12 protein-coding genes, 1 tRNA gene and 1 pseudogene are annotated in these 11,859 nt (G+C 74.4%); 8 read left to right on the plus strand and 6 right to left on the minus strand.

From position 1 onward, the window contains the following. The 3 genes from CBZ_RS19235 to CBZ_RS19245 all read left to right on the plus strand — a co-directional run. The coding region (locus CBZ_RS19235; RefSeq protein ID WP_218022825.1) for a hypothetical protein at positions 1-261 on the plus strand (261 nt) is incomplete at its 5' end. A gap of 23 nt (positions 262-284) precedes the next feature. Then, positions 285-1,601 carry an MFS transporter gene (locus CBZ_RS19240; protein ID WP_130783070.1) on the plus strand — a complete coding sequence of 439 codons (1,317 nt, stop codon included), beginning with the start codon at positions 285-287 and terminating at the stop codon, positions 1,599-1,601. A gap of 9 nt (positions 1,602-1,610) precedes the next feature. Then, positions 1,611-2,732, plus strand: a complete 1,122-nt coding sequence (locus CBZ_RS19245) for a UDP-N-acetylmuramate dehydrogenase (RefSeq protein WP_130783061.1) — start codon at positions 1,611-1,613, stop codon at positions 2,730-2,732. Here CBZ_RS19245 and CBZ_RS19250 read toward each other — a convergent pair. The 4 genes from CBZ_RS19250 to CBZ_RS19265 form a co-directional block, all read right to left on the minus strand. Further along, the gene (locus CBZ_RS19250) at positions 2,722-3,870 is read right to left on the minus strand and encodes an adenosine deaminase (RefSeq protein ID WP_130783062.1); all 1,149 of its coding nucleotides are present in this window, start codon (positions 3,868-3,870) and stop codon (positions 2,722-2,724) included. The two genes, CBZ_RS19245 and CBZ_RS19250, sit on opposite strands and share 11 nt — an antisense overlap. 47 nt (positions 3,871-3,917) lie before the next feature. Continuing rightward, positions 3,918-4,598, minus strand: coding sequence for a response regulator transcription factor (locus CBZ_RS19255; RefSeq protein WP_130783063.1), 681 nt, complete (start codon positions 4,596-4,598; stop codon positions 3,918-3,920). After that, positions 4,595-6,028, minus strand: coding sequence for a sensor histidine kinase (locus tag CBZ_RS19260; protein WP_246013554.1), 1,434 nt, complete (start codon positions 6,026-6,028; stop codon positions 4,595-4,597). The genes CBZ_RS19255 and CBZ_RS19260 overlap by 4 nt, the downstream gene beginning before the upstream one ends. Before the next feature lie 213 nt (positions 6,029-6,241). Then, entirely contained in the window at positions 6,242-7,465 is a 1,224-nt protein-coding gene (locus CBZ_RS19265) for a pyridoxal phosphate-dependent aminotransferase (RefSeq protein WP_165446859.1), read from the minus strand. A 246-nt stretch (positions 7,466-7,711) separates the two neighbouring features. Between CBZ_RS19265 and CBZ_RS19270 the strand changes: the two genes are divergently transcribed. The 5 genes from CBZ_RS19270 (at position 7,712) to rplA (ending at position 10,539) form a co-directional block, all read left to right on the plus strand. After that, positions 7,712-7,784, plus strand: a tRNA-Trp gene (locus CBZ_RS19270). A 126-nt stretch (positions 7,785-7,910) separates the two neighbouring features. After that, positions 7,911-8,195 carry a preprotein translocase subunit SecE gene (secE, locus tag CBZ_RS19275; protein ID WP_130783066.1) on the plus strand — a complete coding sequence of 95 codons (285 nt, stop codon included), beginning with the start codon at positions 7,911-7,913 and terminating at the stop codon, positions 8,193-8,195. 90 nt (positions 8,196-8,285) lie between these two features. Next, on the plus strand, positions 8,286-9,116 hold the full coding sequence (gene nusG / locus CBZ_RS19280) for a transcription termination/antitermination protein NusG (RefSeq protein ID WP_130783067.1): 831 nt from the start codon (positions 8,286-8,288) through the stop codon (positions 9,114-9,116). A gap of 90 nt (positions 9,117-9,206) precedes the next feature. Further along, the gene (gene rplK, locus CBZ_RS19285) at positions 9,207-9,638 is read left to right on the plus strand and encodes a 50S ribosomal protein L11 (RefSeq protein ID WP_056023364.1); all 432 of its coding nucleotides are present in this window, start codon (positions 9,207-9,209) and stop codon (positions 9,636-9,638) included. Positions 9,639-9,819: 181 nt separating this feature from the next. Then, a complete protein-coding gene (rplA, locus tag CBZ_RS19290; RefSeq protein ID WP_130783068.1) occupies positions 9,820-10,539 on the plus strand; it encodes a 50S ribosomal protein L1 in 720 nt (239 codons plus the stop codon). 119 nt (positions 10,540-10,658) lie between these two features. Here rplA and CBZ_RS19295 read toward each other — a convergent pair whose 3' ends face one another. Then, positions 10,659-11,636, minus strand: a complete 978-nt coding sequence (locus CBZ_RS19295) for a hypothetical protein (protein WP_130783069.1) — start codon at positions 11,634-11,636, stop codon at positions 10,659-10,661. A 28-nt stretch (positions 11,637-11,664) separates the two neighbouring features. Next, positions 11,665-11,859 (minus strand): annotated as a pseudogene (locus CBZ_RS19300) (peptidase S32); the annotation flags it as partial.

Here is an 11,859-nt window from a genome sequence, read left to right on the forward strand (position 1 = left end):
CCGCGGACCCCGGCGAGCGTGCCGGACCCCGTGCCCGAGCACGCGGCCGACCCCACCCCGGCGGGCGTGCCGACCCTCGCCCTCGCGGGACCCGACCGCCTGCCCGCGCTCGCCCTCCCGCACGAGGACCGCCGGCACACGGTCCGCTCGCGCGCCGCGCGCGCGGGCGCCGCGGTCCGTGCCGGTGCGGGCACCCTCGGACGTGCCGGGTCGATCCGCCGCGCACGTGCCACCACGAGCGAGAGACGGCACGATCGATGACGGACACGCGCACCGGAGGAACGATGTCGACGCCCGAGCACGGCCCCACGACGACCCGGCCCGACATCGGCCGGGCGTCGGCCGCCGTCCTCGCCGTCTTCGTCCTCAACGGCTTCAACTTCGCGACGTGGGCCTCCCGGCTCCCGGCGATCCGTGACGGCCTCGACTTCTCGCCCGAGCAGATGGGCCTGCTGCTGCTCGTCGGCGCGGTCGGCTCGCTCGTCGCGCTGCCGCTGTCCGGGATGGTCGTGCAGCGCCTCGGCGCCCGCCGCACGGTGCTCGGCTTCGCGATCCTCAACGGCACCGGGCTCACCGTCGCGGCGCTCGGCGTCGCGGCCGGGCAGGTCGCGGTCGTCGTGGTCGGCATGGTCCTGTACGGCGTCGGGACGGGCGTCTGGGACGCCGCGATGAACCTCGAGGGCGCGGCCGTCGAGCAGCGGCTCGGACGCACCGTGATGCCCCGCTACCACGCCGGCTTCTCCTTCGGCACGGTCGGTGCCGCGGGCGTCTCCGCGGTCGCCGCCTGGCTGCACGTGCCTGTCGCGGTGCACGTGCCGGTCGCGGTCACCGCGTCGGTCGTCGTCGTGGCGTTCGCCGTGCGCGCGTTCCTGCCCGACGACCAGGACCACCCGCACGCCGCGGAGGAGTCCGCCCCGCGCGGTGCGCGCGCCGCGTTCGGTGCGTGGCTCGAGCCGCGGACGCTGCTCATCGGTCTCGTCGTGCTCGCCGCCGCCCTGACCGAGGGGTCGGCGAACGACTGGGTGAGCCTGGCCGTCGTCGACGGCTTCGACACCGGGCACGCGCTCGGCGCGATGGCGTTCGGCGTCTTCGTCGCCGCGATGACCGGCATGCGCTGGTTCGGGACGGCGCTGCTCGACCGCTACGGCCGCGTGGCGGTCCTGCGGCTGTGCGCGGTCCTCGCGATCGTCGGGCTCCTGCTCTTCGGCCTCGCAGGGCCGCTGTGGCTCGCGCTCGTCGGCGTCGTCGCGTGGGGTGCAGGTGCCGCGCTGGGCTTCCCGGTCGGCATGAGCGCCGCGTCCGACGACCCGCTGCGGGCCGCTGCGCGCGTCAGCGTGGTCTCGACCATCGGCTACAGCGCGTTCCTCGCCGGACCGCCCCTGCTGGGCCTGCTCGCGCAGCACGTCGGGTACCGGCACGCGCTGCTCGTCATCCTCGTGCCGATCGTGCTCGGCCTGCTGGTCGTCAACGCCGCCGCCCCGCTGCCGCGCCCCGCAGCCGCGGGTGCGACGACCCCGGGCGGTGCGGCTGCCGCGCCCGACGACGAGAAGGGCACGGGCCGGACGCCTGCGGGCACCGGCGGTCCCGACGGCGCGGTCTAGCCTGGTCCGGTGCACCCGGCGACGACCACCCCGACCGTGACGACCGCGGACCCGACGTCCCGCGCGCTCGCCGACCTCACCACGCTGCGGGTCGGCGGTCCGGCGCGCCGGTACGTGGAGACGACGACCGAGGCCGAGCTCGTCGACGCCGTGCGGGCCGCGGACGACGCCGGCGAGCCGCTGCTCGTCGTGGGCGGCGGGTCGAACCTGCTCGTCGCTGACGCGGGCTTCGAGGGCGTGGTCGTGCGCGACGTCCGGACCGGCATCGAGGTGCCCGACCACTCGGCGTGCGCGGGCGTCACGTACACCGTGCCCGCGGGCACGCCGTGGGACGAGGTCGTCGAGCACGCCGTGAGCCACCGCCTCGTCGGCCTCGAGGCGCTGTCGGGCATCCCCGGCTCGACGGGCGCGACGCCCGTGCAGAACGTCGGCGCCTACGGCCAGGAGGTCGCGGAGACCATCGCGACCGTGCGCGTCTGGGACCGGGGGCGGGCCCGCGTGCGGACGCTGCCGCTCGTCGACCTGCGCTTCGGCTACCGGACGTCGGTGCTCAAGCGCTCGATGCGCGAGGCCGACCCGGCCGACCCCGGCGCTCCGTGGAGCCCCACGCCCCGCTACGTCGTCCTCGACGTGACCTTCCAGCTGCGCCAGGGCACCCTCGCGCGGCCCGTCGCCTACCCGGAGCTCGCGCGCGCGCTCGACGTCGCGGTCGGGGAGCGGGCGCCCGCCGCCGACGTCCGGGCGGCCGTGCTCGCGCTGCGCGCCCGCAAGGGCATGGTGCTCGACGCGGCCGACCACGACACGTGGAGCGCGGGCTCGTTCTTCACCAACCCGGTGCTCGACCCGGCCGCCGCGGCGACACTGCCCGCGGACGCCCCGCGGTTCCCGGCACCCGACGGCGCCACGAAGACGAGCGCCGCGTGGCTCATCGAGCACGCGGGCTTCGGCCGCGGGTTCGCCGGTCCCGGGGCGGCTGCGCTGTCGGGCAAGCACACCCTCGCGCTGACCAACCGGGGCGGCGCGTCCGCGGACGACCTCGTCGCGCTGGCCCGCCAGGTGCGCGACGGCGTGCGTGACGCGTTCGGCCTCGTCCTCGAGCCCGAGCCGGTGCTGGTCGGCGTCAGCCTCTGACGTCGACGTCGACGGCGTCTGACGCCCGGTCGACGTCGGCCGCCGTGCCCTCGGCTGCCCCCGCTCCTGCCGCCGCGTCGGCACCTGCGGGCGCCCCCGCGGCCGTGGGTGCGGCAGCAGGGTCCTGAGCGAGCCACGCGTCGACTCCCGCGAGGAGCCGCGACCGCACGCCGTCCGACGCCCTGCTCGCGACGACCGACGACCGCGCCAGCGCGGCGAGCTCCGCGTCGGAGAACCCGTGCACCGTCCGCGCCGCCTCGTACTGGGCGAGCAGCCGCGCGTGGAACAGCAGCGGGTCGTCGGCGCCGAGCGCGACGCGGGCACCGGCCTCCACGAGGGTTCGCAGCGGCACGTCGGCGTCGGACCTGTACACCCCGAGCGACACGTTCGACGCGGGGCACACCTCGAGCGCGACGCCCTCGTCGACGACCCGGTCCAGCACGCGCGGGTCCTCGGCGCTGCGCACCCCGTGCCCGAGCCGGTCGGGGTGCAGGTGCTCCAGGACGTCCTCGACGTGCGCGGGCCCGAGGAGCTCGCCGCCGTGCGGCACCGCCGCGAGGCCCGCCCGGCGGGCGATCGCGAACGCGGAGGCGAACGCGCTCGTGTCGCCGCGCCGCTCGTCGTTCGACAGCCCGAACCCGACGACCTCGCCCGGCCCGTCGCCCGCGTGCCGGACCGCGAGCCGTGCGAGCGTGCGCGCGTCGAGGGGGTGCCGCATGCGCGACGCCGCGACCACGACGCCCACGTCGACCCCGGTCGCGAGGCTCGCCTCCCGTGCGGCGTCCAGGACGATCTCGAGCGCCGGGGTCAGTCCGCCGACGAACGGCGCGTACGACGTCGGGTCGACCTGGATCTCGAGCCGCCCGGAGCCCTCCGCGGCGTCGTCCTCGACCGCCTCGGTGACCACGCGCCGCATGTCGTCCTCGCCGCGTACGCACGCCCGGGCCGCGTCGTACAGCCGCTGGAACCGGAACCAGCCGCGCTCGTCGGCGGGGACGTGCAGCGGGTCGGCGTCGAGCAGGACGGCGGGCAGCCGGATCCCGTGCCGGTCGGCCAGCTCCGCGAGCGTGGTCCGGCGCATCGACCCCGTGAAGTGCAGGTGCAGGTGCGCCTTGGGGAGGGCGGCCAGGTCGCGCATCGGCACAGTGTGCCAAACGTGACGGGCCCCGCCGTGCTGCCGCCCGGTCAGGCCGTCGCGGTCGCGTCGACCAGCCGGTAGCCGACGCCGCGCACGGTGTCGAAGTGCTCCGCGCCGACCTTGCGCCGCAGGTACCGCACGTACACGTCGACGACGTTCGAGCCGGGGTCGAAGTCGTAGCCCCACACGTCGGACAGCAGGCGCTCGCGGGTCAGGACGTCGCCCGGGTGCCGCAGGAACGTCTCGGCGAGCGCGAACTCGCGGGCCGACAGGTCGACCTCGTGCTCCCCGACGCGCATGCGGCGCGTGCGCAGGTCGAGCTGCAGCGGCCCGTGCGACAGCACCGTGACCTCGCCGGCCGGCTGGGGCTGCTGGCGCAGCCGGAGCCGCACGCGGGCGAGCAGCTCCTCGAACCGGAACGGCTTGGCCATGTAGTCGTCGGCACCCGACTCGAGCCCGGTCACGGTGTCGGTCACCGACGACCGGGCGGTGAGCACGATGACGGGCACGGGGTGCCCGGCCTCGCGGATCCGTCGCAGGACCTGGAAGCCGTCGAGGTCGGGCAGGCCGAGGTCGAGGACGAGCAGGTCGACCCCTCCGGCCCGCACGCGCGCGACGGTCTCCTCGCCGGTGGTCACGGCCGTCGCCTCGTACCCGGCGGTCCGCAGGCCCTTGGCGACGAAGGCGGCGATCCGCTCCTCGTCCTCGGCGATGAGGATGTGCGTCATCTTCTGTGCTCCGCGACGTCGACGAGGGTGTGGGGCGGGGGGACGTTGCCGTCGACGAGGTCGACGGCGGGCAGGTCGAGGACGAACACCGCACCGGTCGACCCCGCGGGCGGGCGCTCGAGGCGGACGCGGCCGTGGTGCGCCTGCGCGATGGCCGCGACGATGGGCAGCCCGAGCCCGGCGCCGTGGGAGGACCGGTCGGCCTGGCCGCGGTGGAAGCGCTCGAAGATGCGCACCTCCTCGTCGGGCGGCACGCCCGGGCCCTCGTCGCGCACCCACAGCCGCAGTCGGCCTCCGGCGGTCTCGCTGCCGAGCCGGACGGTCGAGCCGGGCGGCGAGAACCGGTACGCGTTGGCGAGGAGCTGCAGCCAGGCCTGCGTGATGCGCTGCGCGTCGAGGCGCACGGTGACGTCGGCGCGCGACCCGACGACCCAGCGCCGGTCGCCGAGCCCGCGCGCCTTGTCGTGGACGTCGTCGGTGAGCCGTCCGACGTCGGTGGGGGCGAGGCGCACGAAGTCGGGCCGTTCGACGGTCGCGAGGATCATGAGGTCGTCGACGAGCCGGTGCATGCGGTCGAGCTCGTCCAGGGCGAGGGCCTGCGTGGCGCGGACGTCGTCGGCGTCGTCGGGGTCGAGCAGCTCGAGGTGCCCGCGCACGATCGTCAGGGGCGTGCGCAGCTCGTGCCCGACGTCGTCGAGCAGCTCGCGCTGCGACCCGAAGGCCCGCTCGAGCCGGTCGAGCATGGCGTTGACGGTGTGCGCGAGGTCGCCGAGGTCGTCGTTGCTGCTCACCGCGATCCGCTCGGACAGGTCTGACTCGGTGACCCGGCGGGCGGTGTCGCGCAGCAGCCGGACGGGCCGCAGGAGCCGCCCGACGACGAACCACGCGACGATCGAGATGACGCCGAGCGCGAGGATCCCGACGGCCGAGTAGGTGGCGAACGTCGTCTGCAGCGCGTGCATCTCGGCGCGGCGGTCGAACGCGACGACGAACAGGCCCTGCGCGGGGTCGTGGCGCACGCCGACGGGCGCGGCGACCAGCCGGTACTCGGTGACCGAGGTGCGGACCGTCTCGACGTGCGTGGTCGTGGTCGTCATCGACAGCCGGGCGAGGTGCGCGACGAGCTCCTCGTCCTCGTCGAGGCGGATCGCGTGCGTCTCACGGGCCGCCGTCCAGCTCAGGCGGTCGCCCTGCAGGGTGATGACGCCCTCGTTCTTGCCGGGGACGCGCTTGCGGACGGCGGTGTTGAGCAGCTGGTCGACGCTGGTGAACGGCTGGAGCGTGCGCGGGTCGGGCTCCGACTCGACGGTCCGCAGCGCGGCGACGGCGCGCGCGAGGGAGTTGTCGATGCGGGCGTCGGTCTCGCGCGACTGCAGCCAGAACGCCGTCGCGCCCGCGATGAGGACGGTGAGCGCCGCCAGCACGATCACGGCCGCGAGGAGCCGGACGCGCACGGTCGGCCGACGCGGGGGACGACCACTGCGGCCGCCGGGCGCGGGAGCGCTCTCGCGGCTGCTGCGTGGCTCGTCCGGACGCATGGCGGACAGTATGGACTGCCCGGTGCGGCCGGTGCAGCCCCTGATCACAGGCGTCAGGACGCCGGTCGACCCGCGGACGCGGGGGCCCGGCCGGGGCCGTTCGCGTCAGACGGCCTCGCCCAGGAGGGACTGCACGCGGCCGACGCCCTCGACGAGGTCGGCGTCGGCGAGCGCGTACGAGAGCCGCAGGAAGCCGCTGGGCCCGAACGCCTCGCCGGGCACGACCGCGACCTCGACCTCGTCGAGGATGAGGCTCGCGAGCTCCGCCGACGTGCGCGGCGTGACGCCCCGGATCGTGCGCCCGAGGACGCCCTCGACCGACGGGTAGGCGTAGAACGCCCCCTGCGGCGCGGGCACCCGGACGCCGTCGATCGCGGCGAGCATCTCGACCATCGTGCGCCGGCGCCGGTCGAACGCGCGGCGCATCTCCTCGACGGCGGTGAGGTCGCCGGTGAGTGCGGCGATCGCGGCGCGCTGCGAGACGTTGGCGACGTTGGACGTCAGGTGGGACTGCAGGTTCGTCGCTCCGGCGATGACGTCGCGCGGGCCGATCATCCAGCCCACGCGCCAGCCGGTCATCGCGTAGGTCTTCGCGACGCCGTTGAGGACGACGGTCGTGTCCGCGAGCTCCGGGACGGCCTTGACGATCGGCGTGAACACCGCGTCGTCGTAGGTGAGGTGCTCGTAGATCTCGTCCGTGATGACCCAGATCCCGTGCTCGAGCGCCCAGCGGCCGATCTCCTCGGTCTGCTCGGGCGAGTACACGGCACCGGTCGGGTTGGACGGCGAGCAGAACAGCAGCACCTTGGTGCGCGGCGTGCGCGCGGCCTCGAGCTGCTCGACCGTGACGAGGTAGCCCTGGTCGACGCCCGCGAAGACCTCGACGGGGACGCCGCCCGCGAGGCGGATCGCCTCGGGGTACGTGGTCCAGTACGGCGCGGGCAGCAGGACCTCGTCGCCGGGGTCGACGAGCGCGGCGAACGCCTGGTAGACGGCCTGCTTGCCGCCGTTGGTGACGAGCACGTCGCCCGGGCTGACCTCGTAGCCGGAGTCGCGGAGCGTCTTCGCGGCGATCGCCTCCCGGAGCGCGGGCAGGCCCGCGGCCGGGGTGTAGCGGTGGTTGGCGGGGTCCTGCGCGGCCGCGACGGCCGCCTCGACGATGTACGCGGGCGTCGGGAAGTCCGGCTCGCCCGCCCCGAAGCCGACGACGGGCCGGCCGGCGGCCTTGAGGGCCTTGGCCTTGGCGTCGACGGCGAGCGTCGCCGACTCGGCGATCGCGGCGACGCGCGCGGACACACGGGGGCGGGGGGAGGGGGTCTGCTCGCTCACGTGGCCCATAGTGGCAGAGGTCACGCGAGGGTCGCCCGGCCTTTCGGCCCTCCTGGACGACGCGCGGACGACTCCCGTCGGAGCCGCACCGGGGCTCTCTCCTGGTGCGGTTCGACCCACGGGCGCCCGTCGCGTACAGTTGACCCCCGGCGGTTGACCTCCGCCATGATGCGCCGCGCCCGTCAGGGCTCGTCGGGACCCGCGAGGGCACCGGCCAGGGCGTGTCGGGAGGGGTCCGGCCGTCGTAGGGCAGTGGCGCAATTGGTAGCGCAGCGGTCTCCAAAACCGCAGGTTGCAGGTTCGAGTCCTGTCTGCCCTGCGCACGCGGTCCGGCTCCCGGCCGGTCGCGAGCAGGATCGCCGGACGGTCCGGCGCGTCGCGTCAGCCGTCCCACCGCCGGGTCCGCACTGGTCCCGGGGGCCACCACGAGACACAGGGGCCAGACGTGAGCGAAACCGCACCGGCCGCGGCGTCCGACGCCGGGGGATCGGCGTCGTCCGCACGCGCGCCCAAGTCCGCCTCCGGAGACAAGAAGCGCGGGCTGTTCGCGCGCATCGCGCTCTTCTGGCGTCAGGTCGTCGCCGAGCTCAAGAAGGTCGTCCGCCCCACGCGCTCCGACCTCATCACCTACACGACGGTCGTGCTCGTGTTCGTGGCGGTCGTGATGGCCTTCGTGACGGTCGTCGACCTGGGCATCGGCAAGCTGACGTTCTGGATCTTCGGGGGCTGACCCCCGCGGCCGCCACCGGCCGCCCCGCGACGACGGTCCGCCCGTCGTCGCCCGCAAGCGCCCCACACGCTGGAGAAAGCAGGTTCGCACGTGTCGCAGGAGTCGCAGGAGCCCACCCCGGCTGCCGAGACGGAGCTCGAGGACGCCCTGGCGTCGGTCGAGGCGGTCGAGGCCACCGCGGGTGACGAGGCCGCTCCGGCCGACGACGCCGCGACCGAGGTCGAGGTCGAGTCCGCCGAGGTCGACGAGGACGCGACCGACGAGGCCGTGTCCGCCGAGTCCGACGAGGACGACGCCGAGGACGAGGGACCCGACCCCGACGAGGACCCCGTCGCCGCCTTCAAGGCCCAGCTGCGCGTCCAGCCCGGTGACTGGTACGTCATCCACTCGTACGCGGGCTACGAGAACCGCGTGAAGGCGAACCTCGAGAACCGCACGCAGAGCCTCAACATGGAGGACTTCATCTACCAGGTGGAGGTCCCCATGGAGGAGGTCGTCGAGATCAAGAACGCGCAGCGCAAGGTCGTCAAGCGCGTCCGGATCCCCGGCTACGTCCTCGTCCGCATGGAGATGACCGACGAGTCGTGGGGCGCCGTCCGGCACACCCCCGGCGTCACCTCGTTCGTGGGCCACACCCACCAGCCGGTGCCGCTGACGCTCGACGAGGTCTTCTCGATGCTCGCGCCGTCGCTCACGCCGAAGGCGCCGACCACGGCCGCCGCGGCCGCGAAGAGCACCTCGCAGATCCAGGTCGACTTCACCGTCGGCGAGTCGGTCACCGTCACGGACGGCCCCTTCGACACGCTGCCGGCGACGATCTCCGAGATCAACGCCGAGAACCAGAAGCTCAAGGTGCTCGTCTCGATCTTCGGCCGGGAGACCCCGGTCGAGCTGTCCTTCAGCCAGGTCGCCAAGATCTGACGCTGACGATGCCGACCCGCACCTCGGGCCGGCACTGCAACCGGGTCATCGCCCACGGCGTCGGCCCACGAACAAGAGAGGGAAGGCTTCATGCCCCCCAAGAAGAAGGTCACCGGCCTCATCAAGCTCCAGATCAAGGCCGGCGCGGCCACCCCTGCGCCGCCGATCGGTCCGGCGCTGGGTCAGCACGGCGTCAACATCATGGAGTTCTGCAAGGCGTACAACGCGGCCACCGAGGCGCAGCGCGGCAACGTCATCCCCGTCGAGATCACGGTGTACGAGGACCGCTCGTTCACCTTCATCACGAAGACGCCGCCGGCTGCCGAGCTCATCAAGAAGGCCGCCGGTGTCGCCAAGGGCTCCCCGACGCCGCACACGGTGAAGGTCGCGACCCTCACCAAGGCGCAGGTCAGCGAGATCGCGAGCACCAAGCTCGAGGACCTCAACGCGAACGACCTCGCCGCGGCGGAGAAGATCATCGCCGGCACCGCCCGCTCCATGGGCATCAAGGTCGAGGGCTGACCGAAGCGTGAGCGCAGGTCAGACCGAGCATGAGCTCGAGGTCTGACCTCCCGCACCACCCGCCGGCCGGCGTCCGCGTCGGCCGGCACCCGCGCCGTGAGGCTTTCACGGCGTACCGAGAAGTGCAGTGGCAGGGCCTGTGCGGCCCGACAGACCACGACTGCTGAATCAGGAGAAGCAGATGGCGAAGCACAGCAAGGCGTACCGCACCGCCGCCGAGAAGATCGAGGCCGGCAAGCTGTACAGCCCCCTCGAGGCCGTCCGGCTCGCGCAGGCGACGTCCACGACGAAGTACGACGCGACCGTCGAGGTGGTCTTCCGCCTCGGTGTCGACCCCCGCAAGGCGGACCAGATGGTCCGTGGCACGGTCAACCTGCCGCACGGCACCGGCAAGACGGCCCGCGTGCTCGTCTTCGCGACGGGTGAGCGTGCCGAGCAGGCTCGCGCCGCCGGCGCCGACGAGGTCGGTGGCGACGAGCTGATCGAGAAGGTGGCCGCCGGCTACACCGACTTCGACTCGGCCGTGGCGACCCCGGACCTCATGGGCAAGGTCGGGCGTCTGGGCAAGGTCCTGGGCCCGCGTGGCCTCATGCCGAACCCGAAGACCGGCACCGTGACGATGGACGTGGCGAAGGCTGTCGCGGACATCAAGGGCGGCAAGATCGAGTTCCGCGTGGACCGTCACGCGAACCTCCACTTCATCATCGGCAAGACGTCGTTCTCCGACGTCAACCTGGTGGAGAACTACGCCGCGGCGCTCGACGAGATCCTGCGTCTCAAGCCGTCCGCGTCGAAGGGCCGCTACATCACGAAGGCCACGGTCTCGACGACCAACGGCCCCGGCATCGCGCTGGACCAGAACAAGACCCGGAACCTGACGTCCGAGGACGACGCCGCCTGAGGCGCTGCCTGACCTGACGTACCGACGGCGAAGGCCCGGTCCCCCCTGCGGATCGGGCCTTCGCCGTTCGTCGTGCCGGGACCTCCGTCGCGCACCGCCCGTCGTACGGGCGAGTGCGGTCAGGAGGACCGCAGCCCCGGTGCGCCGGTCGCGCGGGCGCGGCCGACCAGGTCGAGCGGGCGTGACCACAGACCGGCGAGCCACGCGCGCTCGTCGTCCGTGGGGTCGCCGGCGAGCGTGAGCTGGGCGCTCCACTCGACCGCCGACGCGAGGGTGCGGGCGACGGCCGTCGTCCGGTCCGGGAGCGCGTCGCCGCCGAGCTCGCGGTACTGCGCGACGAACGTGCCGACGGGGTCCAGGTGCCACGCGGGGTCGAGCGCGGGCCCGAGCGCGAGCGCCACCCAGTCGAGCGCGGTCGCGACGTCCCACCGCGGGTCGCCGCACCCGCTGCGTCCCGCCCGGGCGGGTGCCAGGTCGCCGTCGGGCGCCGACCGGTCGTGCGAACCGAGCAGCGTGGCCCGTACGACCCCCTTCGTCCGGGTGACGACGACCTCGTCCCCGGTCGCCTCGCCGTGCGTCCACTGCACGGCCGACCACGAGGCCCGCGCGGCGCGCACCGCCCGCTGGACGCCCGGGTGCGCACGCACCGCCCAGACGGGTCCGAGGTCGCCCGGCAGGTCGTCGAGCCAGGTGGGCAGCGGCTCGGTGAGGACCCACGGGAGGTCCGCGACGGGCGTGGTCGGCGTCAGCGGGGTCCGGTGCAGCCGCACGAGCGCGGCCGCCCACGCGCCGAGCAGCTCGCGCAGGTCGACGCGCAGCGCCGGGAGGGCGCCGTGGGTGTGCATGCGGGTGACGACGTCCTCGAGCTCGCGCACGAGGGAGCGGGCCGCGGGGTCCGGCACGTGGTGGGAGAGGTCCTCCACCACGTGCCGGCCTGCGGTCCGGGGGGCGGAGACCGGCTCCTCGACGTCCTGGGCCAGCCCGACGACCTCGGGCGACGGGCCGCCGGCGGCGTGCCGGCCCGCGGCCGGGCGGAGCGCGATGACGCGTGCCGACGGCTCGCGGTCGACGTCGTGCGGTTCGGCCAGGACGGTCATGGTGTCGGTCTCCTCGTCGGCGGCAGGGTCAGCGGGCCCGGCCGCGCACGATGGCGGTGACGTAGCCCGCCCAGAACGCCTCGCGCTGGCGGCGGACCGCGGCGGCTCGCGCACGGGCGAGCAGGATCGCCGCGTCGCGTCGGCCGTGCACCTGGGCGTAGGCCTGCGCGAACGCCTCGGTGAAGGGCTCGGTGAAGGGCTCCGTGAACGGATCGGTGAACGG

It is taken from the genome of Cellulomonas biazotea (assembly GCF_004306155.1).
GTDB classification, from domain to species: domain Bacteria; phylum Actinomycetota; class Actinomycetes; order Actinomycetales; family Cellulomonadaceae; genus Cellulomonas; species Cellulomonas biazotea.

Excerpts from the sequence above, each read along its gene's own strand:
- CBZ_RS19250 (WP_130783062.1), bottom strand. The coding sequence starts at position 3,870 with ATGCGCGACCTGGCCGCCCTCCCCAAGGCGCACCTGCACCTGCACTTC.
- rplA (WP_130783068.1), top strand. The coding sequence starts at position 9,820 with ATGGCGAAGCACAGCAAGGCGTACCGCACCGCCGCCGAGAAGATCGAG.
- rplK (WP_056023364.1), top strand. The coding sequence starts at position 9,207 with ATGCCCCCCAAGAAGAAGGTCACCGGCCTCATCAAGCTCCAGATCAAG.
- CBZ_RS19295 (WP_130783069.1), bottom strand. The coding sequence starts at position 11,636 with ATGACCGTCCTGGCCGAACCGCACGACGTCGACCGCGAGCCGTCGGCA.
- CBZ_RS19240 (WP_130783070.1), top strand. The coding sequence starts at position 285 with ATGTCGACGCCCGAGCACGGCCCCACGACGACCCGGCCCGACATCGGC.
- CBZ_RS19255 (WP_130783063.1), bottom strand. The coding sequence starts at position 4,598 with ATGACGCACATCCTCATCGCCGAGGACGAGGAGCGGATCGCCGCCTTC.